Genomic DNA, 22710 nt, shown 5'->3' with positions numbered 1-22710 from the left:
ATGCATGCGCGCCTTAGCTGAGTTCATCATGCGCGGTCGTGTGCAGGCCACTCTGGTAGTGGCTGGATGTGCGGCATTGCCGTTGCTTTATTGGTTGGGTGCTGCCGCAGGTTGCCTTGTGCTGCTGCGGCGCGGTTTGAAGGACGCTCTTGGCGTTCTTGCCCTGGGTTTGTTGCCTGCCTTGATCTGGTGGCTGCAAATGGGTGATCCACGGGTACTTCTGGTACTGCTGGGGTCATCGAGCCTTGCGTTGGTTTTACGCGCAAGTGAGTCCTGGGTCCGCACGCTGCTGGTCAGCGTGGCATTGGGGTTGGTGTACTCAGTGATGCTTGGCGCGGCTTTCCGCCCGCAAATCGAGGCGCTGGCGCAGGAGATCGTCAAGATCCTGCCGCTGGCCCTCGGGGATCTCTACCAGCAATTGTCGGTAGATGAGCGAGCGCGGTTTGCGTCACTGATTGCCCCGGTCCTGACCGGCCTGATTGCGGCTTTGTTGCAGGTCGTCAGCGTGCTGAGCCTGATTCTTGGGCGTTATTGGCAGGCGTTGTTGTACAACCCGGGTGGTTTTGGTCGCGAGTTTCGCAGTATCAGAATCCCCGCGGGACCAGCGATGTTGCTGCTGGCGTGCATGGTTATCGGACCGAACTTCGGGACCCAGATGGCCTTGTTAGCGCCGATTTGCAGCGTACCGCTGGTGTTTGCCGGGCTGGCCCTGATTCATGGGCTTGTTGCGCGCAAGCGCCTGGCCAGGTTCTGGCTGGTGGGGTTGTACGTCACGCTGTTGCTGTTCATGCAGCTGATCTATCCGTTACTCGTGGTCTTGGCCATTGTCGACGGCCTGATTGATTTTCGCGGTCGTCTGGCGCCGAAAGACGCCGATAACGCGAACGGTGAAGGTTAAAAGTTAGAGGATTTTCACATGCAACTGATCCTTCTGGAAAAAGTCGCCAACCTGGGCAACCTGGGCGACAAAGTGAACGTTAAGGCCGGTTACGGTCGTAACTACCTGCTGCCATACGGCAAAGCCACCGCTGCAACCGCTGCCAACCTGGCTGCGTTTGAAGAGCGTCGTGCTGAGCTGGAAAAAGCAGCAGCAGACAAAAAAGCTTCGGCCGAAACTCGCGCTGCCCAACTGGCTGAGCTGGAAGTGACTATCACTGCCACCGCCGGTGACGAAGGCAAGCTGTTCGGTTCGATCGGCACCCACGACATCGCTGATGCACTGACCGCCTCCGGCGTTGAAGTGCAGAAGAGCGAAGTTCGTCTGCCGAACGGCACCATTCGCAACGTAGGCGAATTCGACGTAGCCGTGCATCTGCACGCTGAAGTTGAAGCCACCGTACGCGTTGTCGTGGTAGCAGCTTAAGCAGCACCTAACTGACTGGCACCTCGCGTGTCAGCCAGTTAACATCGGGCACGATCCTGTTTACAGGTCGTGCCTTTTGTTTTTTTACGATCCCAAAATTCCAAGTGGCCATGAACGATATCTCCGCTCCTGAGCAATACGATCTGCAAACCGCTGCCCTGAAGGTGCCGCCGCATTCCATCGAGGCCGAACAGGCCGTGCTCGGTGGTTTGATGCTGGACAACAACGCCTGGGAACGCGTGCTGGATCAAGTCTCGGATGGCGATTTCTACCGTCATGACCACCGCCTGATCTTCCGCGCCATCGCCAAGCTGGCCGACCAGAACTCGCCGATCGACGTGGTGACCCTGGCCGAGCAGTTGGACAAGGAAGGCCAGACCTCCCAAGTGGGTGGCCTGGGTTACCTCGGTGAGCTAGCGAAGAACACGCCATCGGTCGCCAACATCAAGGCCTATGCGCAGATCGTCCGTGCGCGGGCCACGTTGCGCCAGTTAATCGGCATCGCCACCGAAATCGCCGACAGCGCCTTCAACCCGGAAGGTCGTACCGCTGAAGAAATTCTCGACGAAGCCGAACGGCAGATCTTCCAGATCGCTGAGGCACGGCCGAAAACCGGTGGCCCGGTCAGCGTCAACGACCTGCTGACCAAGGCGATCGACCGTATCGATACCTTGTTCAACACCGACAACGCGATCACTGGCCTGTCCACCGGCTACACCGACCTGGATGGCATGACCAGCGGCCTGCAGCCGTCTGACTTGATCATCGTCGCCGGCCGTCCGTCCATGGGTAAAACCACATTCGCCATGAACCTCGTGGAAAACGCCGTGTTGCGCAGCGACAAGGCAGTGTTGGTTTACTCCCTGGAGATGCCAGGCGAATCGCTGATCATGCGTATGTTGTCGTCCCTCGGTCGCATCGACCAGACCAAGGTACGTGCCGGTCGCCTGGAAGACGACGATTGGCCGCGCCTGACCTCGGCGGTCAACCTGCTAAACGACCGCAAGCTGTTTATCGATGACACGGCGGGCATCAGCCCGTCGGAAATGCGCGCACGGACCCGACGCCTGGTGCGTGAGCACGGCGATATCGCCCTGATCATGATCGACTACCTGCAACTGATGCAGATCCCAGGTTCCAGCGGCGACAGCCGTACCAACGAGATTTCCGAGATTTCCCGCTCGTTGAAAGCCCTGGCCAAGGAATTCAACTGCCCGGTGGTTGCCCTGTCGCAGCTCAACCGTTCCCTGGAGCAGCGGCCGAACAAGCGCCCGATCAACTCCGACTTGCGCGAATCTGGAGCGATCGAGCAGGATGCTGACGTAATCATGTTCGTTTACCGGGACGAGGTGTATCACCCGGAAACTGAGCATAAAGGCATCGCTGAAATCATTATCGGTAAGCAGCGTAACGGCCCGATCGGTACCACGCGCCTAGCGTTTATCGGCAAGTACACCCGCTTCGAAAACCTGGCGCCGGGCAGTTACAACTTCGACGACGAGTAAGAACGTCGTCGCCAATTCCGACTGCAAAGGTCGGAATTGGTCAAAATTTGTGCTATATTCCGCGCCCGCGATTTTTCATCTCAACACCGGTCACCGTCATGCAAACAGCCAAGCCGTTATTTGACTATCCCAAGTACTGGGCCGAATGTTTCGGTCCTGCGCCATTCCTGCCGATGAGCAGGGAGGAGATGGATCAGCTTGGCTGGGATTCATGCGACATCATCATCGTCACCGGTGATGCCTACGTTGACCATCCGTCGTTCGGCATGGCGATCATCGGCCGGCTGTTGGAGTCCCAGGGCTTCCGCGTCGGGATCATTGCCCAGCCGAACTGGCAGTCCAAAGACGACTTCATGAAGCTCGGCGAGCCGAACCTGTTCTTCGGCGTCGCGGCCGGCAACATGGACTCCATGATCAACCGCTACACCGCCGACAAGAAAATCCGTTCCGACGACGCCTACACCCCTGGCGGTATGGCGGGCAAACGCCCGGACCGTGCGAGCCTGGTGTACAGCCAGCGTTGCAAGGAAGCCTACAAGAACGTGCCGATCGTGCTGGGCGGCATCGAAGCCTCCCTGCGCCGCATCGCCCACTACGACTACTGGCAGGACCGCGTGCGCAACTCGATCCTGATCGACGCCACCGCCGATATCCTGCTGTACGGCAATGCCGAGCGGGCCATCGTCGAGGTTGCCCAGCGCCTGTCGTGGGGCCACAAGATCGAAGACATCACCGACGTGCGCGGCACCGCGTTTATTCGCCGTGACACGCCTGCCGGCTGGTACGAAGTGGACTCCACGCGCATCGACCGGCCGGGCAAGATCGACAAGATCATCAACCCGTACGTGAATACCCAGGACACCCAGGCCTGCGCCATCGAGCAGGAAAAAGGCCCGGTGGATGACCCGGAAGAAGCCAAGGTCGTACAGATCCTGGCCAGCCCGCGCATGACCCGCGACAAGACCGTGATTCGCCTGCCGTCGGTGGAAAAAGTCCGTGGCGATGCGGTGCTCTATGCCCACGCCAACCGCGTGTTGCACCTGGAAACCAACCCGGGCAACGCTCGTGCTCTGGTGCAGAAACACGGCGAAGTGGACGTGTGGTTCAACCCGCCGCCCATTCCGATGACCACCGAAGAAATGGACTACGTGTTCGGCATGCCTTACGCACGCGTTCCGCATCCTGTTTACGGCAAGGAAAAGATCCCGGCCTACGACATGATCCGCTTCTCGGTGAATATCATGCGTGGCTGCTTCGGCGGTTGCACCTTCTGCTCGATCACCGAGCACGAAGGCCGCATCATCCAGAACCGTTCCGAAGAGTCGATCATTCGCGAAATCGAAGAGATCCGCGACAAAGTCCCTGGCTTTACCGGCGTCATCTCCGACCTCGGTGGCCCGACCGCGAACATGTACCGCATCGCCTGCAAGAGCCCGGAAATCGAATCCGCGTGCCGCAAGCCGTCCTGCGTGTTCCCTGGTATCTGCCCGAACCTGAACACCGACCATTCGTCGTTGATCCAGCTGTACCGCAGCGCCCGTGCGTTGCCGGGTGTGAAGAAGATCCTGATCGCTTCCGGCCTGCGCTACGACCTGGCTGTCGAGTCGCCGGAATACGTCAAAGAGCTGGTAACGCACCACGTCGGTGGTTACCTGAAGATCGCCCCGGAACACACCGAGGAAGGTCCGCTCAACCAGATGATGAAGCCGGGCATTGGCAGCTATGACAAGTTCAAGCGCATGTTCGAGAAGTACACCAAGGAAGCGGGTAAGGAGCAGTACCTGATCCCGTACTTCATCGCCGCCCACCCTGGCACCACCGATGAAGACATGATGAACCTGGCCCTGTGGCTCAAGGGCAACGGCTTCCGTGCCGACCAGGTGCAGGCGTTCTACCCGTCGCCGATGGCCACCGCCACCGCGATGTACCATTCGGGCAAGAACCCGCTGCGCAAGGTGACGTACAAGAGCGACGCGGTAACCATCGTCAAGAGCGAGGAGCAGCGCCGCCTGCACAAGGCGTTCCTGCGTTACCACGACCCGAAAGGCTGGCCGATGCTGCGTGAAGCGCTGACCCGCATGGGCCGTGCCGACCTGATCGGGTCGGGCAAGGACCAACTGATCCCGCTGCACCAGCCGTCCACCGACAGTTACCAGAGTGCCCGGCGCAAGAACTCGACGCCGGCCGGCAGCCACAAGGTCGCCAAGGAAACCACCACCAAGATTCTCACCCAGCACACCGGCCTGCCGCCCCGTGGCAGCGACGGCAGCAACCCGTGGGACAAGCGTGAGCAGGCCAAGGCTGCGGCCCAGGCGCGTAACAAGCAGGCGGCCAAAGAGCGCACCGATGCGGCCAAGGGCAAGGGCGGCAAGCCTGCGCGCAAGCCGGTTGTGCCGCGTTGATCGCTGCTTGAATATGCAGAACGCCAGCCTTGAGCTGGCGTTTTGCTTTCTGGTCGGGGGTGAGCCTGTTTGGTAAGGTGGCGCCCATTAGATCGCTATCGGGGGCAAGCCCCCTCCCACACTGACGGTGTTCACAGACCCAAATGTGGGAGGGGGCTTGCCCCCGACGAGGCCCGATCTGCCATCCTCACTTTCAAGGACGAACAACCATGGGCAACCCCCTGGCCGGCATCGGCATGGACTCCAACCGCTCCCAGTTCATGGCGCGCCAGCGCATCGAAAGCCAGATCAACCTGCCGCGCCTGTTCGCCGCCATCGACGCCGACCCCGGCATCGTCGGCGCGGGCGTGGTGTACATCGACGCCGATTTCAACATCATCACCCTGCGCGAGTTCAAGCCGATCTGCAGCATCAAGCCCAAGCGCATCATCTTGCGCGAGGCGCAGAAGTACATTGCGCCGACGCAGTTTGCTCAACATGTCGTGAGCAATCCTCGAGAGTCCCGACTGATTGGCGAATCCGTAAATACCGGAATCTCCTGCTTGGGCGCTGTCATCAGTTGGGTTGCGATCGCCAGTGGAACGATTCTGGTGCCTTTCAGTGCCGGCGCCAGTTCCGTCATCGTTGTGGTGGGGTATGCGGCTGCCGGTGCAAGTTCGCTTCAGTGTTTCAACGGCATTGCTCGAACAGCGCTGGAGGTAGCCAAACCTGAGGTAAAGGATTGGCTCGACAGTGAAGGTTGGTATCAGAATGCTTCCATTGTGCTGGACGCAGTATCACTGGCAGGCGTGGGCGCTTCGGCCCTGACGACGGTCAAGCTGGTCAGTGCCGCCAAAGCATCGACGGGTAAGAGCCTGCGTGACGTGCTTCGCGGGTTGAATCGACAGGAAAGATCCAAGCTCACGAAAGAGCTACTGAGCATCAACCATCCTAGCTTGAGCGCAAAAATGCTCAAGTTGAAGCAGGCGTCGGGTGAACTCACCAAGCGTTTCACCCCTGCGCAGCTCAAGCACAGCACCACTACCCAGATCAAAGAAGTCCTGGGCGCCAGCGTAGGGTTTGGCGGGAGCGCGTACTCCGGAAACGTCAACACCATTGCGATAGGGGTGTACGAGGAAATAAACGAATGAACGACTTGATGACGTTGCGAGACTTTTTCAGGCATTACTTCCTGACGTTTCTGGGCGGCGTATTCGCTGCGTACTTCTCGTTGGCGTTGGCTGTGGCGCTGGCGTTCGTCACCTATTTTCGGGATGTGCCGATGGCTCAAGTGGGGCTCAAGATCATAGTGGTCGGGGCGCTGCTCATTCTGTTGACGGTCCATAGCAACTTTATGATTTTGCGGGGGCGACCCTCCTGGGTATGGGTGATGGTCGGTATCTACGTCGCCTGTCTACTGTTTGTATTTCCAATGGTTCAGTATCAGCCTCATAAAGTTCTCTATGGGTTGGCGCTGTTATTCCCATCCCTCGGACTGTTGACACTTAACAGCAAGGTTCAACGAGAGATGCGTACAAAACTCGTTGGAATCCGCCGCCTGCGCCAAGCCGTCATTGCACAACGCAAAGCTCACTGACTGGGTAGATTCACCACCTACGTTCGCACGTGCGCCACAAATATGTGCAACCCTCGCACCACGGCACCTGCGATGGCGCCGTTTTGGTGCTGTACTGCACCGGGTCTTACGATAAAGCGCAATGACCGCCGCAGTGGCATAAGTCTTGCGCGCGTTGTGTCCATGCCCTGGCTCGCAGGAGGCCGCCGTGTCGATTCATGTCGCGTTGCACCATGTTACGCATTACCGCTATGACCGGGCTGTCGAACTCGGCCCGCAGATCGTGCGTTTGCGCCCGGCTGCTCATAGCCGCACGCGGATTTTGTCCTACGCGCTGAAAGTGCTGCCCGAGCAGCACTTCATCAATTGGCAGCAAGACCCCCAAGGCAACTACCTGGCGCGCCTGGTGTTCCCGGAAAAGACCGATGAACTGCGGATCGAAGTGGACCTGGTCGCTGAGATGGCAGTCTTCAACCCGTTCGACTTCTTTCTCGAACCCTATGCCGAAAAAATCCCCTTCAGCTACGCCGCCGATGAGCAGCGTGAGCTGGCGCCATATCTGGAAACCCTGCCGCTGACGCCGAAGTTTGCTGCCTACCTGGCCGGCATCGACCGCACGCCGTTGCCCGCCGTGGACTTCCTGGTGGGGCTCAACCAGCGCCTGGCCAATGACATTGGCTACCTGATCCGCATGGAACCGGGCGTGCAAACCCCGGAGTTCACCCTGGACAACGCCTCCGGCTCCTGCCGTGACTCGGCCTGGCTGCTGGTGCAATTGCTGCGCAACCTGGGGTTGGCGGCGCGGTTTGTCTCCGGTTATCTGATCCAGCTCACCGCCGACGTCAAAGCTCTCGACGGCCCGTCCGGCACAGAGGTGGACTTCACTGACCTGCACGCCTGGTGCGAAGTGTATTTGCCCGGCGCGGGCTGGATTGGCCTGGATGCCACCTCCGGGCTGTTCGCCGGTGAAGGGCATATCCCGTTGGCCTGTAGTCCTGATCCATCGTCTGCCGCGCCAATCAGTGGTTTGGTGGAACCGTGCGAGTGCGAATTCACCCACGAAATGTCGGTAGAGCGCATTTGGGAAGCCCCGCGGGTGACCAAGCCCTACACCGAAGAGCAGTGGCTGGCGATTCAGGCGCTGGGCCGGCAGATCGATGGCGACCTGCTCAAGGACGACGTGCGCCTGACCATGGGCGGCGAGCCGACTTTCGTATCCATCGACGACCCCGACGGCGCAGAGTGGAACACCGCAGCCCTTGGCCCGGACAAACGTCGCCTGTCCGCCGAGCTGTTCCAGCGCATGCGCAAGCACTACGCGCCCAAAGGCCTGGTGCATTTTGGCCAGGGCAAGTGGTACCCCGGCGAGCAACTGCCGCGCTGGTCGCTCAACTGTTACTGGCGTCGAGACGGTGTGCCGATCTGGCACAACAGCGCGCTGATTGCCGATGAGCAAGAGGACTACGGTGCGGATGGCGTGATGGCCGGGCGTTTCCTGGCCAGTGTGGCCGAGCGCCTCAAGTTGCCGGCGCGTTTTGTGTTCCCGGCCTTTGAAGACAATTTTTACTACCTGTGGCGTGAAGGTGCGTTGCCACAGAACGTCACCGCCCAAGACCCTCGTTTGAGTGATGACCTGGAACGTGAACGCCTACGCAAAGTGTTCAGCCAGGGCCTGGATAAAATCATCGGCCAAGTGTTGCCGCTGGCGCGCACCGCCGCCAATGACCGCTGGCAGAGCGGGCGCTGGTACCTGCGCGATAATCACTGCCGCCTGGTGCCGGGCGATTCGCCATTAGGCTATCGCCTGCCACTGGCCTCGCAGCCGTGGGTGACGGCGGCGGAGTATCCGTTCGTGCATCCCACCGATCCCAATCAGGATCAACCGCAGCTGCCGACCACCGCGCAACTGCAAAGCCCCGGCGAACCCGCGTCGAGCGAGGACCGTGTGCCAGAGGTGGATGAATCCGCCGACTGGCTGACCCGTACCGCGCTGTGTGCCGAAGCCCGTGAAGGGCGGCTGTACCTGTTTATGCCGCCCCTGGAGCGCGTCGAGGATTACCTGGAGTTGGTGGCCGCCATCGAAGCCACCGCTGAAGAGCTGCACTGCCCGGTGCTGCTGGAAGGCTACGAGCCGCCGTTCGATATGCGCCTGAGCAACTTCCGGGTCACGCCGGACCCAGGCGTGATTGAGGTCAATGTGCAGCCGTCTGCGACCTGGGATGAGTTGGTCGAGCGCACCGAGTTTCTCTACGAAGAGGCTCGCCAGACTCGCCTGACCACCGAAAAATTCATGATCGACGGCCGCCACACCGGCACCGGCGGCGGTAACCACTTTGTGCTCGGCGGCGCCACGCCCAAGGATTCGCCGTTCCTGCGCCGCCCCGATTTGCTGCGCAGCCTGATCAGCTATTGGCATAACCACCCATCGTTGTCCTACCTGTTCTCCGGCCTGTTTATCGGCCCGACCTCCCAGGCGCCGCGGGTGGATGAAGCGCGCAACGATGCGCTGTATGAGCTGGAAATCGCCTTCGCACAAATGCCCGAGCCGGGTGAAGAATGCCCGCCATGGCTGGTGGATCGCCTGCTGCGTAACCTGCTGATCGACGTGACGGGCAATACCCACCGCGCCGAATTCTGTGTCGACAAGCTGTACTCGCCCGACGGCGCTACTGGCCGCCTGGGCCTGCTGGAGCTGCGCGCCTTTGAAATGCCGCCCCATGCGCGCATGAGCCTGACCCAGCAATTGTTGCTGCGGGCGCTGGTGGCGCGGTTCTGGCGTGAGCCTTACGCGCCGCCGAAACTGGCGCGCTGGGGCACCGAGTTGCATGACCGTTTCCTGCTGCCGCATTTTATCGAGCAGGACTTTGCCGACGTGATCGTCGAACTCAACGCCGCCGGTTACCCGCTGCGCGCCGAATGGTTCGCCGCCCATCTGGAGTTTCGTTTCCCCAAGGTCGGCGATTACGCCGTCAGCGGTATCGAGCTGGAACTGCGCCAGGCCCTGGAACCCTGGCACGTGCTGGGCGAGGAGGGCGCAGTAGGCGGCACGGTGCGTTATGTGGATTCGTCCCTGGAGCGCCTGCAAGTGAAGTTGAGCGGGTTGCCACCGCAACGCTATCTGCTGACCTGCAATGGCATCCCGGTGCCGCTGCAACCCACCGGGCGCGTCGGCGAGTTTGTCGCGGGCGTGCGTTACCGCGCCTGGCAACCGGCCAACTGTCTGCAACCGACCATCCCGGTGCACGCGCCGTTGGTGTTTGACCTGCTCGACACCTGGATGCAACGCTCGTTGGGCGGTTGCCAGTACCACGTCGCGCATCCGGGCGGACGCAATTACGACAGCTTGCCGGTGAATGCCAACGGCGCTGAGAGCCGGCGGCAGGAGCGGTTTTTCCGCTTGGGGCATACGCCTGGAAAACTGCCGGTGCCAAACCTGGAGATTAATGACGAGCTGCCGATGACTCTGGATCTACGACGTTTCTCCAATAAAAAAGACTGAATGCGATTTCACTGTGCCCTGGGCTTTTGTGGTGAGCGAGCTTGCCTCGCGCGGGGCAAGCCCGCTCACCACAAAAGCCCGGCGACCACAGGGGATTTGCAGTGTTTGTTGAGTTAATCTGAGCCCCTTTGCCTCTGCCGAGCGTTCCATGTCCGACTTGCTCGACCGTTACCCGCTGACTGCGGGCACTTATCACGAACTGCTGGATGGCAGTGGCGCGGTGCGTGCCCATTGGCAGCGCCTGCTTGATCACCTGCAACGCAGCACCCCCGCGCAACTGGCCCAGCGCCAGGCGCTGCTGACGCGGCAGATCCAGGAAAACGGCGTGACCTACAACGTCTACGCCGATCCCAAGGGCGCCGATCGTCCGTGGGAACTGGACCTGCTGCCCCATGTGCTGGCCGCCGATGAGTGGCAGCACCTGTCGGCCGGTATCGCCCAGCGGGCACGCCTGCTCAATGCGGTGCTCGCCGATCTGTATGGCCCGCAACGCTTGATCAAGGAAGGCCTGCTGCCGGCGGAGCTGGTGTTCGGGCATAACAATTTCCTCTGGCCGTGCCAGGGTATCCAGCCACCCGACGGTGCCTTCCTGCACCTGTACGCGGTGGACCTGGCGCGCACACCGGATGGGCGTTGGTGGGTGACGGCCGATCGTACCCAGGCGCCGTCGGGCGCCGGCTATGCGCTGGAAAACCGCACCATCGTGTCCCGCGCCTTCCCGGACTTGTACCGCGACTTGCAGGTGCAGCACCTCACCGGCTTCTTCCGCACGCTCCAGGAAACCCTGGCCCGCCAGGCTCCCGGCGATGACCAGCCACCGCTGATCGTGCTGCTCACGCCTGGCCGTTTCAACGAAAGCTATTTCGAACACCTCTACCTCGCGCGCCAGCTCGGCTACCCGCTGGTGGAAGGCGGCGACCTCACCGTGCGCGACAGCACCGTGTTCCTCAAGACGCTCAGCGGCCTGCGCCGAGTGCACGCGATCATGCGGCGCCTGGACGATGACTTCTGTGACCCGCTGGAACTGCGCACCGACTCGGCCCTCGGCGTGCCGGGCCTGCTGGATGCCGTGCGCCAGGGTAATGTGCTGGTGGCCAATGCCCTGGGCAGCGGCGTGCTGGAATCCCCTGGGTTGCTCGGCTTTTTGCCGAAGATCAACGAATTCCTGTTCGGCGAAACACTGATCCTGCCGTCCATCGCCACCTGGTGGTGCGGCGAAGCGCCGGTGCTCGCCGAAGCCTTGGAGAAACTGCCGGAGCTGCTGATCAAACCCGCGTTCCCCTCGCAGAGTTTCGCCCCGGTATTCGGTCGCGATCTGAACGATGAACAACGCGACGCCCTGGCCGAACGCATGCGGGCGCGGCCATACGCCTATGTCGCCCAGGAGCTGGCGCAACTGTCCCAGGCGCCGGTGTGGCACACCGTGGATGACCACCTGCAGCACCGCGCCATCGGCATGCGTGTGTACGCGGTGGCCAGTGACGAGGGCTATCGCGTATTGCCCGGTGGCCTGACCCGCGTGGCCGCCGAGGCCGATGCCGAAGTGGTGTCGATGCAGCGCGGCGGTGCGAGCAAGGACACCTGGGTACTCGGCGAGCGCGCCGCCGGTGGCGAGCAGTGGCGTGCCCAGCGCACGATTGGTGCCCACGACCTGGTGCGCCGCGATCCTTATCTGCCGTCACGGGTGGTGGAAAACCTGTTCTGGTTTGGCCGTTATTGCGAGCGCTGCGATAACAGCGCGCGCTGGTTGCGTATCGTGCTGGCGCGTTACGTCGACGGCGACGATCCCTTGGCGTTGCAGGCGGCGGTGGAGTTGGGCGAAAACCTGCGCCTGCTGCCCGAAGAGGGCGAATTGCCTGAGCGTCTGCTTGGCGCATTGCTCGGCGACGACTGGCCATCGAGCCTGCGTGCCAACCTGCAACGCTTGCAGTGGGCGGCGTCCCAGGTGCGCGGCAAGTTGTCCCGCGAGAACTGGCAGGCGCTGGTGGAGCTGCAACGCGAAGCCATGGAGCTGGAACGTGAAGCGCCGGACTTTGGCGAGTTACTCGATTTTCTCAACCGCCTGGTGATGTCCCTGGCGGCGCTGTCCGGCTTTGCCCTGGACGACATGACCCGTGACGAAGGCTGGCGTTTCCTGATGATGGGGCGGCGCATCGAGCGCCTGCAGTTCTTGAGCAGTAGCCTGGCAGCGTTCCTGCGGGGTATGGCGGTGTTCGATCAGGCGGGGCTGGAGTGGTTGCTGGAACTGGGTAACAGCAGCATCACCTACCGCTCGCGCTACCTGGCGGTGCCGCAATTGATCCCCGTGCTCGACCTGCTGCTGTTGGATGAGCAGAACCCTCATGCGGTGCTGTTCCAGCTCAAGCTGGTCAGCCGCACCGTGCGTCGCCTTAATGACGACTTCGGTGTCCCACGGGAAACCGGGCTGGCGCCCTTGGTGGAGCGTTTGGCGCGTTTCGACCTGGGCTGCCTGGAGAACCCGCTGTTTGGCGAGTCCGGCGTACGTGCCGCCTTGGACGGTTTGGCCGACCTGCTGCAAGCGGTGGCCGACGAAAGCGGTCAAGTGTCGGATCGCCTGGCCCTGCGCCATTTTGCCCATGTGGATGATGTCAGCCAGCAAACGGTGTCGGTGTAATGAGCGCGCGCTATCAGATTTTTCACGATACCCACTACCACTACGACAGCCCGGTGTCCCTGGCCCAGCAGTTGGCGCACTTATGGCCACGGCCCTGTGCCTGGCAGCGCTGTACCTCGCAGCAACTGGATATCAGCCCGGAGCCGACCTCGCGCCGCGATGAGCTGGACGTGTACGGCAACCCGATCACTCGCCTGGCGTTCGAACGGCCCCATGATGAACTACTGGTCAACGCCGGGCTGACCGTGGAAGTACTGGCGCGGCCCGCGCTGGATTTCCAGCGTTCACCGGCCTGGGATCAGACCCGTGACAGCCTGACCTACAGCAGCCAGCCGATGAAGGCTGAGCGAATCGAAGCCTGTCGGTATCGCTTTGAATCGCCCTACGTGCACCTGAAAAAAACCTTCGTCGAGTTCTCCGAAAGTTGCTTCCCGCCCGGTGAGCCGTTGCTGTTGGGCGTGCAGGCGTTGATGGAAAAGATCTTCAGCGAATTCACTTTCGATGCCGAAGCCACCCAGGTCGCCACTCCGCTGGTGGAAGTGCTGGAGCGCCGTCGTGGCGTGTGCCAGGACTTCGCCCACCTGATGCTTGCCTGCCTGCGCTCGCGGGGGCTGGCGGCGCGGTATGTCAGCGGTTACCTGCTCACCCAGCCACCGCCCGGCCAGCCACGGCTGATCGGCGCCGATGCGTCCCATGCGTGGGTCTCGGTGTTTTGCCCGGTGTCAGGCTGGGTCGATTTTGATCCGACGAACAATGTGCAGCCGGCACTGGAGCACATCACCCTGGCCTGGGGCCGGGACTTTTCCGATGTGTCGCCGTTGCGTGGGGTGATTCTGGGGGGAGGGAGCCATGACCCGGAGGTGCGGGTGACGGTAATGCCGCTGGAGTAGCGGTTGAGGAGGGTGAGCAGGGTGGGCCTGCTCACCACAAAAGAAATTATTCAGCCGGATCCTTTGGTGTTTCAGTCTCGTCGCTCGTTTCTTCAGCATCGACGTCCGGGTTCAGTGCGCCGGCTTCTTCGTCTGCAGCGGCTTTCTTGCGTTGCAGTTTTTCCTCTTTCTTCTGTTCCTTGGCCAAGTCTCTCTGACGTTTGGCGAAGGAGTAATTAGGTTTGGCCATGGGCGATCCTCTAGGGTCGAAGGTGAGGGTGGCGGCGCGCAGCTGCCTTGGGTCGCTATGGTAGCAGCTTAGCAGCGCGCTTTGCCTTCACTTACCGCAGGCGTACGCGGCCAGCAGGCCGTTGAACAGGTGATTGAGGCGCATGGTTCGGACTCCAGTGGGTGATGGGCCGATCATAGGGAGGTACTGCGACTTTGGCTGGTAGATTGTGTTGATAAGTCTGATAGCCTAAAGTTGTATACAATCTGTTGATTCAGATCATAAGAATTCAAGCCTGTTTGATGCACCCTTATCGCAATCCGCGTTTTTTAAACCCTGCCTTGGAGATTCACATGTTTGCCAAACTCGTTGCTGTTTCCCTGCTGACTCTGGCGAGCGGCCAGTTGCTTGCCGCAGAGTGCAAGGTCACCGTCGACTCCACTGACCAGATGTCCTTCAATACCAAGGAAGTCGTGATCGACAAGAGCTGCAAGACGTTCACTGTCGAACTGACTCACTCCGGCAACCTGCCAAAAAACGTCATGGGGCATAACTGGGTGCTGACCACTGCCGCCAACATGCAACCCGTTGCCACTGAAGGCATGGCCGCTGGCATCGACAAAAACTACCTGAAAGAAGGTGACGACCGCATCATCGCCCACACCAAGATCATCGGTGCCGGCGAGAAAGATTCGGTGACGTTCGATGTGTCGAAGCTGGCAGCCGGGACCAACTACGCGTTCTTCTGCTCGTTCCCAGGCCACATCTCGATGATGAAAGGCACGGTGGTCGTCAAGTAAGACCGCGTTATCGTTCATCGGGGGCAAGTCGAATCGTCGCACCGCCCCTCCCACATTGGATCGCATTTCAAAAGGTGGGAGGGGGCTTGCCCCCGATGACTATCTGACAGTCACTACAATACTGCCTGGCTCACCTCAAGGCGCAAACGGCATCACCCGCTTGTGCTCAGTCTTGCGATACGTCTCGCAGATAATCCTGAACGCTTCCTCGCGCACCGCTTCACCGTGCAGGAACGCGTCAATCTCCGCATAGGTCACGCCATGTGACGCTTCATCCGGCTTGCCTGGCGACAGGTCTTCGAGGTCGGCAGTCGGGATCTTCTCCACCAACGATTCCGGCGCGCCAAAGTGCCGTGCAATCGCACGCACCTGGTTCTTCACCAGCCCGCTCAAAGGCGCCAGGTCGCACGCACCGTCACCGAACTTGGTGAAAAAGCCCATCACCGCTTCCGCCGCGTGGTCGGTGCCGATCACCAGGCCACCGGCCGCGCCGGCGATGGTGTATTGCGCCACCATGCGCATGCGCGCCTTGGTGTTGCCCAGTACGAAATCGCGGGACACCGCCGCCTTGCCTTCGAACGCAGCCACTTCACTGGCCAGGGCTTTCACCGCCGGGCCGATGTTCACGGTGTGGCGCTCGTCCGGCTCGATAAAGTCCACCGAGGCCTGGGCGTCGATTTCGTCGAACTGGGTGTAGTAGGGCAGGCGCACCGCGATAAAACGGTAAGCCTTGTCACCGGTGCTGGCGCGCAGTTCCTGCATCGCACGTTGGGCCAACAGGCCGGCGGTCAGGGAATCGACGCCGCCGCTGATGCCCAGTACCAAAGCCTTGAGCCCGGAGTTGCGCAGGCAATCCTGGATAAAAGCCACGCGGCGGGCCACTTCGGCCTCAAGGCTGGCCTGGTCGTTGAACGGCGCTTGCACCTTGAGTTGCTGCGCAATCTCACGCTGTACGGCTTGCATGATTCACTCCTTGCTGGAAATGGCAGGTACTTTGAAAACATGACGCAAATAGGCGACAAAATTCGGATCGGTGCAGTGGGTCTTGCCCGCTTCATCGGAGATCTTGGCGACGGGCTGGCCATTGCACGCGGTCATTTTAAGCACGATGCTCATCGGTTCCACCCCCGGGATATCGCAGGTCAGGTTGGTGCCGATGCCGAAGCTCACATTAATACGACCGCGCAGCGCCCGGAAAATCTCCAGGGCCTTGGGCAGCGACAGGCTGTCGGAGAACACCAGGGTCTTGCTCATCGGCTCGATCCCCAGTTTGTGGTAGTGGGCGATGGCTTTTTCGGCCCATTGCACCGGGTCACCGGAGTCGTGGCGCAGGCCGTCGAACAGCTTGGCGAAGTACAAGTCGAAGTCGCCGAGGAACGCATCGGTCGTGATGCAGTCGGTCAGGGCGATGCCCAGAAGGCCCCGGTATTCGCGGACCCAGCAATCGAGGGCGGCGATCTGGCTGTCGATCAGGCGCGGGCCGAGTTGCTGGTGGGCCATGATCCATTCGTGGGCCATGGTGCCCAGGGGCTTCATGTCCAGCTCGCGGGCCAGATGCACGTTGCTGGTGCCGACGAAGCGTCCTGGGAAGTCATGCTTGAGCACGGTGACCACTTCTTCCTGCACCCGGTACGAGAAGCGCCGGCGCGTGCCGAAGTCGGCCACTTGCAGTTCCGACAGTTCCTCGCTGCTGGCATTCGCCGTCAGCCAGTCGAACTTGCGGTACAGCTGCTCGCGGGCCTGTTCGAGGATCACGGTCTGGTAGCGGTAGCGGTTACGCACTTCGCTGACGATGGCCAGCATCGGCACTTCAAACAGGATCACATGCAGCCACGGGCCGCGCAGGCGGATAAACAACTCGCCGTTTTCGATGCCGGTCTGCACATAACGCAGGTTGAAGCGGAACAGCCCGAGGAAACGCAGGAAGTCCGGCTTCATAAAACTGATGCGTTCCAGGAAGCCCAATTGGTCCGGGCTCAGGCTCAGCTCGGCGAGGCGCTCGATCTGGTAGCGGATCTCCGCCAGGTAGGGGCGCAGGTCTTCACTGTTACGGCAACGAAACTCCCATTCAACTTCCACGTTCGGGTAGTTGTGCAGCACCGCCTGCATCATGGTCAGCTTGTAGAAGTCGGTGTCGAGCAGGTTCTGCACGATGCGATCGGCAAACACACTCTCGCTCATAACGGGAATCTCCAGACGGGTCGGCGTTGGGCGCCGGCCTTTACGCACAATTAAGGAAGGGGGCTAGTGGCGCATAGACCCGTGGGGTTTTGCCAGTGATTTTTTTGGGTGTGGCTACTGGCCTCATCGGGGGCAAGCCCCCTCCCACACTTGGAATGCATTCCAAATGTGGGAGGGGGCTTGCCCCCGATGGCTATCTTTCAGGCACTAAATAACCTGCTCCATCATCCACTTCACAAAATCGCGCACCTTGGGCACCTCTGCCGAATGCTCCGGATACGCCAGGTAATACGCATCCTGGCTCGGCATCGCATGCTGCCAGGGAATCACCAGCTTGCCATCGGCCAATTCCTCTTCCACCAAAAACCGCGGCAACAACGCCACGCCACAGCCGACCTGCGCTGCACGAATGCACATATAAAAGGTGTCAAAACGCGGCCCGTGGTAGCTGTGTTCAGTCTGGTAACCCTGGCTGGCGAACCAGTCATGCCAGCCCTGGGGGCGCGAGGCGTTTTGCAGCAGCACCAGTTCGCTCAGTTGCGTGGGGTCGGTGAAGGGCTTGGTGGGCAGGCTCTCGGGTGCGCACACCGGCACCAGTTCTTCACTGAACAGCTTCAGGCTCTCGGTGCCGGGGCGTGCGCCCTGGCCGAAGTAGAAGGCCAGGTCGGCCTTGCCTTGCAGCAGTTCGTCCGGCTCCTGCTCGTTGCACAGGTCCAGATGGATCTGCGGGTGACGCAGCCGCCAGCCCTTGAGGCGCGGCACCAGCCAGCGCGCGCCGAAAGTGTAGGGCGTGGACACGCGCAACACTTCGGTCTCGCCGCCGTAGGAGCGCAGGTAATGGGTGGACATCTCCACTTGCGTGAGGATCTTGCGCACTTCCACCAGGTACAGGTCGCCTGCCGGGGTCATCTGCAGGCGGCGACGCACGCGGCGAAACAGCAGGTGTTGCAGCAGTTCTTCCAGCTGCGCCACTTGCTTGCTGACCGCGCTCTGCGTGAGGTTCAGCTCTTCGGCGGCGCGGGTGAAGCTCAGGTGGCGGGTGGCGGCTTCGAAACACTGCAGGGCGGTGATCGAGGGCAAATGTCTTTTGTTCAGCACGGCGTGCCTCTTTTTATGCTTTGCATGAATAAACGGAATGATATCTCGCCTAATCGTCGTTTGTTGGCAAGTCTTGGGCCAGCTACAAATAAGGCCTGGATCGCCGTGCGTGGCGCGGTGCGATTTTTTGTCTGCAGATTGAAGGAGTGACCCATGGTTGCCGCATTGCTTGATCGTCTCGGGGTAAACCCGGCGCTGTACCAGGCGGGTAAACAGCCCGTGCATTCGCCGATTGATGGCAGCCGCATCGGCAGTGTGCACTGGGAAGGTGCCGCCGAGGTGGAGCAACAGGTCAGTCGCGCCGAGCATGCATTCGACGCCTGGCGCAAAGTGCCGGCGCCGCGTCGGGGTGAGCTGGTGCGTCAATTCGGCGACGTGCTGCGCGAATACAAGGCCGACCTGGGCGAGTTGGTGTCCTGGGAAGCGGGCAAGATCACTCAGGAAGGCCTGGGTGAAGTGCAGGAAATGATCGACATCTGCGACTTCGCCGTCGGCCTGTCGCGCCAGCTGTACGGCTTGACCATCGCCTCCGAACGCCCGGGCCACCACATGCGTGAAACCTGGCACCCGCTGGGCGTGGTCGGCGTAATCAGCGCTTTCAACTTCCCCGTTGCGGTGTGGGCGTGGAACACCACTCTGGCGTTGGTGTGCGGCAACGCCGTGATCTGGAAACCCTCGGAAAAGACCCCGCTCACCGCCCTGGCGTGCCAGGCGCTGTTCGAGCGCGTGCTGAAGAAATTCGACGGTGCCCCTGAGTATTTGAGCCAAGTGATCATCGGTGGCCGCGATTCCGGCGCCGCGCTGGTGGATGACCCGCGTGTCGCGCTGATCAGCGCCACCGGCAGCACGCGCATGGGGCGCGAAGTGGCGCCTAAAGTCGCCGCACGTTTTGCCCGCAGCATCCTCGAACTGGGCGGCAACAACGCCATGATCCTCGGCCCAAGCGCCGACCTGGACATGGCCGTGCGCGCCATTCTGTTCAGCGCCGTCGGCACCGCCGGCCAGCGTTGCACCACCCTGCGCCGCCTGATCGCCCATGAGTCGGTCAAGGCAGAGATCGTCACCCGCCTCAAGGCCGCGTATTCCAAAGTGCGCATCGGCCACCCGCTGGAAGGCAACCTGATCGGCCCGCTGATCGACAAACACGGCTTCGATAATATGCAGGACGCCCTGGAGCAGGCCTTGAGCGAAGGCGGCAAGGTGTTCGGCGGCAAGCGCCAGTTGGAAGATAAATTCCCCAACGCCTACTACGTGTCGCCGGCGATTGTGGAAATGCCCGAGCAAAGCGACGTGGTGTGCACCGAAACCTTCGCGCCGATCCTCTACGTGGTTGGCTACAGCGATTTCGCCGAAGCCCTGCGCCTGAACAACGCCGTGCCTCAAGGCCTGTCGTCGTGCATCTTCACCACGGACGTGCGCGAGGCCGAGCAATTCATGTCGGCCGTGGGCAGTGACTGTGGCATCGCCAACGTCAACATCGGCCCGAGCGGCGCAGAGATTGGCGGCGCGTTTGGCGGCGAGAAAGAGACCGGTGGCGGGCGTGAGTCGGGTTCGGATGCGTGGCGTGGGTATATGCGTCGGCAGACCAACACCGTGAATTACTCGCTGGAATTGCCGCTGGCCCAGGGCATTACCTTCGACTAAACCACTGTCGAAACGCGGTTAAAAATGTGGGAGGGGGCAAGCCCCCTCCCACATGTGACCGCATTGCACATCAAGATTGTTGTTTGTTAGGTCTCACCGGAGTCTGGCAATGGCACTACGCGAAACATGTTTGTGGGAACACCTCACCCCCAGCCGGCCGGATCGCGCCGCGCTCAAGGGCGAGTTGAAAGTGGACGTGTGCGTGATCGGCGCCGGTATTACCGGACTTTCGGCCGCCATTCACCTGCTGGAGCAGGGCAAAAGCGTCGCCGTGCTGGAAGCCCATCGCACCGGCCACGGCGGTTCAGGTCGTAACGTCGGGTTGGTGAACGCCGGGTTGTGGATCCCGCCGGATGACATCGAGGCCGGTTTCGGCGAAGCGGTGGGCAGTCAGCTCAATCGCATGCTTGGCGCAGCACCTTCGCTGGTGTTCAGCCTGATCGACAAATACAACATCGATTGCCAACTGCGCCGCGAGGGCACCTTGCACATGGCGCACAACGCCCGTGGCGAGGCGGATTTGCGCAGTCGTGAAGAACAATGGAAACGCCGCGGCGCGCTGGTCGAGCTGCTCACCGGCCAGGCCTGCGAGCACGCCACCGGCACTAAAAAGATCGCCGCCGCCTTGCTGGATCGGCGGGCGGGTACCTTGAACCCGATGGCCTACACCTCTGGGTTGGCCAATGCTGCGGTCGGGCTTGGTGGGCAACTGTTCGATCATTCGCCGGCCACCCAATTGGAACGCCAGGGTGCGCAGTGGTCGGTGCAGACCCAGCACGGTGCAGTGCAGGCAGCGCAGGTGGTGATTGCCTCCAATGCCTACACCGAAGGCGAATGGACCGAGCTGCGGCGTAACTTTTTCCCCGGTTATTACTACCAGGTCGCCTCGGCCCCGCTCACCGATGACGCCGCCCGGCAGATACTCCCCGGCGGCCAGGGTTCGTGGGACACGCGCCAGGTCTTGAGCAGCATCCGCCGCGATGCCGAGGGTCGTTTGTTGCTTGGCAGCCTGGGCAATGGCAACCAGAAACCGGCGTGGTTTCTCAAGGCGTGGGCCGATCGGGTGCAGCAGCACTACTTCCCCTACCTCAAATCGGTGCAGTGGGAGTTCACCTGGACCGGCTGCATCGCCTTCACTCCCGATCACCTGATGCGCTTGTTCGAACCGGCCCCTGGCCTGGTCGCCGTCACCGGCTATAACGGGCGTGGCGTGACCACCGGCAGTGTGGTCGGCAAGGCGTTCGCCGACTACTTGTGTCACCAGGATCCCCAGGCCCTGCCGATTCCCTTCGCGCCGATGCAACCGCTGGCCGGCGTGGGCTTGCGCAGTTGCCTGTATGAGGCTGGGTTCTCGCTGTATCACGCCGGGCAATGCCTGAGGATCGTGATCTGATCAGCGAAATACCGCTCAGAAGCCTGCATTTTCTTAGCCGGCTACTAATCTGTATTGGTGCAGGTCGTAGCAGTTGCGCACTGTAAATGTGCAGTTCCGTTACGCATGCTGTTACAGGTGCAGGGGCTGCGGTTTATCCATCCGGTTGCAGGTGGCACCTGCCAGGGTTGTACTTTTTAAGGGGGTTGGTTGCACCTCTGTAGGCTAGACGGTTGCACGTGCTGGCGAGTCGAGTCGAAACGCCAGTAATAACAATGACACGGTGTCTTTTTGAAGAATAAAAACGTAATGGCACGGGGCTTGCTCTGAGCTTTCAGTGAAAAGTTTGAATGCAAGTTGTCGTGCCAAAAATCAAAAATATCGGAGCACCACTCATGTCCCAGACGTTTTACAAGAAAGGTTTTCTGGCCCTCGCCGTTGCAGCGGCGCTGGGTGTTTCTACGTTTGTTCAAGCTGATGTGAAGATTGGCGTAGCGGGGCCCATGACGGGCGCCAACGCCGCTTTCGGTGAGCAGTACATGAAGGGTGCCCAAGCGGCAGCCGATACGATCAACAAGGCTGGCGGCATCAACGGCGAGAAAATCGTGCTGGTTGCCGGTGACGATGCGTGTGAGCCAAAACAAGCCGTGGCCGTGGCCAACCGCCTGGCTGACCAGGACAAAGTGATCGGCGTGGTCGGGCACTTCTGCTCGTCCAACACCATCCCAGCCTCCGAGGTGTATGACGAAGCGGGCATCATCGCTATCACCCCAGGCTCCACCAACCCACAAGTCACCGAACGCGGCCTGGGCGCCATGTTCCGCATGTGCGGGCGTGACGACCAGCAGGGCATCGTCGCCGGCGACTACATCGTCGATGTGCTCAAGGGCAAGAAAGTCGCGGTCATCAATGACAAGGACACCTACGGCAAAGGCCTGGCCGACGCCACCGCTGCCCAGTTGACCAAGCGCGGCGTCAAGCCGGTGCTCGAAGAAGGCCTGACCCGTGGCGAGAAAGACTTCAGCGCCCTGGTGACCAAGATCCGTTCCACCGGCGCGGACGTCGTGTACTTCGGCGGCCTGCACCCGGAAGCCGGCCCGCTGGTTCGCCAGATCCGTGAAGCCGGCCTCAAGGACGTCAAGTTCATGTCCGATGACGGCATCGTGACTGACGAACTGGTGGCCACCGCTGGCGGCAAGCAGTACGTCGATGGCGTGTACATGACCTTCGGCGCCGACCCGCGCCTGCTGCCGGACAGCAAGGCTGTGGTGGAAGAGTTCCGCAAGAACGGCACCGAGCCCGAAGGCTACACCCTGTACGCCTACGCATCGGTCCAGGCCCTGGCTGCCGGCTTCAACGGTGCCAAGTCCAACAAAGGCGAAGACGCCGCCAAATGGCTCAAGGCCAACCCGGTCCAGACCGTGATGGGCAAGAAGGAATGGGACGGTAAAGGCGACCTGAAAATCTCCGACTACGTGGTTTACCAGTGGGATAAAGAAGGCAAGTACCACCAGTTGGAAAAGCAGAAGTAATCCATGTGGGAGGGGGCTTGCCCCCG

At 61.2% G+C, this 22710-nt stretch carries 17 protein-coding genes; 13 read left to right on the top strand and 4 right to left on the bottom strand.

Annotated features, from left to right (window positions below; translation table 11 throughout):
- Positions 1-4 precede the first annotated feature (4 nt).
- The 9 genes from AOA60_RS06285 (at position 5) to AOA60_RS06245 (ending at position 13849) form a co-directional block, all read left to right on the top strand.
- Positions 5-898: a hypothetical protein gene (locus AOA60_RS06285; protein WP_099583667.1), complete on the top strand. Its 894-nt coding sequence runs from the start codon at positions 5-7 to the stop codon at positions 896-898.
- Positions 899-916: 18 nt separating this feature from the next.
- Positions 917-1363 (top strand): 50S ribosomal protein L9, encoded by a 447-nt coding sequence (gene rplI, locus AOA60_RS06280; RefSeq protein WP_003171376.1) that lies wholly within the window; start codon positions 917-919, stop codon positions 1361-1363.
- 110 nt (positions 1364-1473) lie between these two features.
- Positions 1474-2868: a replicative DNA helicase gene (gene dnaB, locus AOA60_RS06275; protein ID WP_064450415.1), complete on the top strand. Its 1395-nt coding sequence runs from the start codon at positions 1474-1476 to the stop codon at positions 2866-2868.
- A 98-nt stretch (positions 2869-2966) separates the two neighbouring features.
- Positions 2967-5270 (top strand): YgiQ family radical SAM protein, encoded by a 2304-nt coding sequence (locus AOA60_RS06270; RefSeq protein ID WP_099583666.1) that lies wholly within the window; start codon positions 2967-2969, stop codon positions 5268-5270.
- Positions 5271-5479: 209 nt separating this feature from the next.
- A complete protein-coding gene (locus tag AOA60_RS06265) occupies positions 5480-6400 on the top strand; it encodes an NAD synthetase (protein ID WP_099583665.1) in 921 nt (306 codons plus the stop codon).
- Positions 6397-6846 (top strand): hypothetical protein, encoded by a 450-nt coding sequence (locus AOA60_RS06260; RefSeq protein ID WP_099583664.1) that lies wholly within the window; start codon positions 6397-6399, stop codon positions 6844-6846. The genes AOA60_RS06265 and AOA60_RS06260 overlap by 4 nt, the downstream gene beginning before the upstream one ends.
- Positions 6847-7033: 187 nt before the next feature.
- Positions 7034-10324 (top strand): DUF2126 domain-containing protein, encoded by a 3291-nt coding sequence (locus AOA60_RS06255; protein ID WP_099583663.1) that lies wholly within the window; start codon positions 7034-7036, stop codon positions 10322-10324.
- Positions 10325-10472: 148 nt separating this feature from the next.
- Positions 10473-12959: a circularly permuted type 2 ATP-grasp protein gene (locus AOA60_RS06250; RefSeq protein ID WP_099583662.1), complete on the top strand. Its 2487-nt coding sequence runs from the start codon at positions 10473-10475 to the stop codon at positions 12957-12959.
- Positions 12959-13849, top strand: coding sequence for a transglutaminase family protein (locus tag AOA60_RS06245; RefSeq protein ID WP_099583661.1), 891 nt, complete (start codon positions 12959-12961; stop codon positions 13847-13849). The genes AOA60_RS06250 and AOA60_RS06245 overlap by 1 nt, the downstream gene beginning before the upstream one ends.
- A gap of 46 nt (positions 13850-13895) precedes the next feature.
- Here the strand turns inward: AOA60_RS06245 and AOA60_RS06240 are convergent, their stop codons facing one another.
- Positions 13896-14078, bottom strand: a complete 183-nt coding sequence (locus AOA60_RS06240) for a hypothetical protein (RefSeq protein WP_099583660.1) — start codon at positions 14076-14078, stop codon at positions 13896-13898.
- Positions 14079-14410: 332 nt separating this feature from the next.
- Between AOA60_RS06240 and azu the strand changes: the two genes are divergently transcribed.
- The gene (azu, locus tag AOA60_RS06235; RefSeq protein ID WP_099583659.1) at positions 14411-14857 is read left to right on the top strand and encodes an azurin; all 447 of its coding nucleotides are present in this window, start codon (positions 14411-14413) and stop codon (positions 14855-14857) included.
- A gap of 135 nt (positions 14858-14992) precedes the next feature.
- On the opposite strand, the gene nadE is transcribed toward azu, so the two are convergent.
- From nadE to AOA60_RS06220, 3 genes are all read right to left on the bottom strand, one after another.
- Positions 14993-15820, bottom strand: a complete 828-nt coding sequence (nadE, locus tag AOA60_RS06230) for an ammonia-dependent NAD(+) synthetase (protein WP_099583658.1) — start codon at positions 15818-15820, stop codon at positions 14993-14995.
- A 3-nt stretch (positions 15821-15823) separates the two neighbouring features.
- Positions 15824-17038, bottom strand: coding sequence for a nicotinate phosphoribosyltransferase (gene pncB / locus AOA60_RS06225; protein ID WP_099583657.1), 1215 nt, complete (start codon positions 17036-17038; stop codon positions 15824-15826).
- A gap of 207 nt (positions 17039-17245) precedes the next feature.
- The gene (locus AOA60_RS06220; protein ID WP_099583656.1) at positions 17246-18136 is read right to left on the bottom strand and encodes a LysR family transcriptional regulator; all 891 of its coding nucleotides are present in this window, start codon (positions 18134-18136) and stop codon (positions 17246-17248) included.
- 153 nt (positions 18137-18289) lie between these two features.
- Here AOA60_RS06220 and AOA60_RS06215 point away from each other — a divergent pair, with 153 nt between their 5' ends.
- From AOA60_RS06215 to AOA60_RS06205, 3 genes are all read left to right on the top strand, one after another.
- Positions 18290-19780 carry an aldehyde dehydrogenase family protein gene (locus AOA60_RS06215; RefSeq protein ID WP_099583655.1) on the top strand — a complete coding sequence of 497 codons (1491 nt, stop codon included), beginning with the start codon at positions 18290-18292 and terminating at the stop codon, positions 19778-19780.
- A 109-nt stretch (positions 19781-19889) separates the two neighbouring features.
- The gene (locus tag AOA60_RS06210) at positions 19890-21173 is read left to right on the top strand and encodes an FAD-binding oxidoreductase (RefSeq protein WP_099583654.1); all 1284 of its coding nucleotides are present in this window, start codon (positions 19890-19892) and stop codon (positions 21171-21173) included.
- A 374-nt stretch (positions 21174-21547) separates the two neighbouring features.
- Positions 21548-22684, top strand: a complete 1137-nt coding sequence (locus AOA60_RS06205) for a branched-chain amino acid ABC transporter substrate-binding protein (RefSeq protein ID WP_099583653.1) — start codon at positions 21548-21550, stop codon at positions 22682-22684.
- Positions 22685-22710 lie beyond the last annotated feature (26 nt).

This window comes from Pseudomonas sp. 2822-17 (assembly GCF_002742485.1).
Taxonomy (GTDB): Bacteria; Pseudomonadota; Gammaproteobacteria; order Pseudomonadales; family Pseudomonadaceae; genus Aquipseudomonas; species Aquipseudomonas cyclaminis.
The sequence above is the reverse complement of the archived record's forward strand: the minus strand, read 5'-3'. Positions and strand labels throughout refer to the sequence as shown.

Coding starts and splice junctions, on each gene's coding strand:
- AOA60_RS06285 (WP_099583667.1), top strand. CDS start 5: ATGCGCGCCTTAGCTGAGTTCATCATGCGCGGTCGTGTGCAGGCCACT.
- rplI (WP_003171376.1), top strand. CDS start 917: ATGCAACTGATCCTTCTGGAAAAAGTCGCCAACCTGGGCAACCTGGGC.
- dnaB (WP_064450415.1), top strand. CDS start 1,474: ATGAACGATATCTCCGCTCCTGAGCAATACGATCTGCAAACCGCTGCC.
- AOA60_RS06270 (WP_099583666.1), top strand. CDS start 2,967: ATGCAAACAGCCAAGCCGTTATTTGACTATCCCAAGTACTGGGCCGAA.
- AOA60_RS06265 (WP_099583665.1), top strand. CDS start 5,480: ATGGGCAACCCCCTGGCCGGCATCGGCATGGACTCCAACCGCTCCCAG.
- AOA60_RS06260 (WP_099583664.1), top strand. CDS start 6,397: ATGAACGACTTGATGACGTTGCGAGACTTTTTCAGGCATTACTTCCTG.
- AOA60_RS06250 (WP_099583662.1), top strand. CDS start 10,473: ATGTCCGACTTGCTCGACCGTTACCCGCTGACTGCGGGCACTTATCAC.
- AOA60_RS06245 (WP_099583661.1), top strand. CDS start 12,959: ATGAGCGCGCGCTATCAGATTTTTCACGATACCCACTACCACTACGAC.
- AOA60_RS06240 (WP_099583660.1), bottom strand. CDS start 14,078: ATGGCCAAACCTAATTACTCCTTCGCCAAACGTCAGAGAGACTTGGCC.
- azu (WP_099583659.1), top strand. CDS start 14,411: ATGTTTGCCAAACTCGTTGCTGTTTCCCTGCTGACTCTGGCGAGCGGC.
- nadE (WP_099583658.1), bottom strand. CDS start 15,820: ATGCAAGCCGTACAGCGTGAGATTGCGCAGCAACTCAAGGTGCAAGCG.
- pncB (WP_099583657.1), bottom strand. CDS start 17,038: ATGAGCGAGAGTGTGTTTGCCGATCGCATCGTGCAGAACCTGCTCGAC.
- AOA60_RS06215 (WP_099583655.1), top strand. CDS start 18,290: ATGGTTGCCGCATTGCTTGATCGTCTCGGGGTAAACCCGGCGCTGTAC.
- AOA60_RS06210 (WP_099583654.1), top strand. CDS start 19,890: ATGGCACTACGCGAAACATGTTTGTGGGAACACCTCACCCCCAGCCGG.
- AOA60_RS06205 (WP_099583653.1), top strand. CDS start 21,548: ATGTCCCAGACGTTTTACAAGAAAGGTTTTCTGGCCCTCGCCGTTGCA.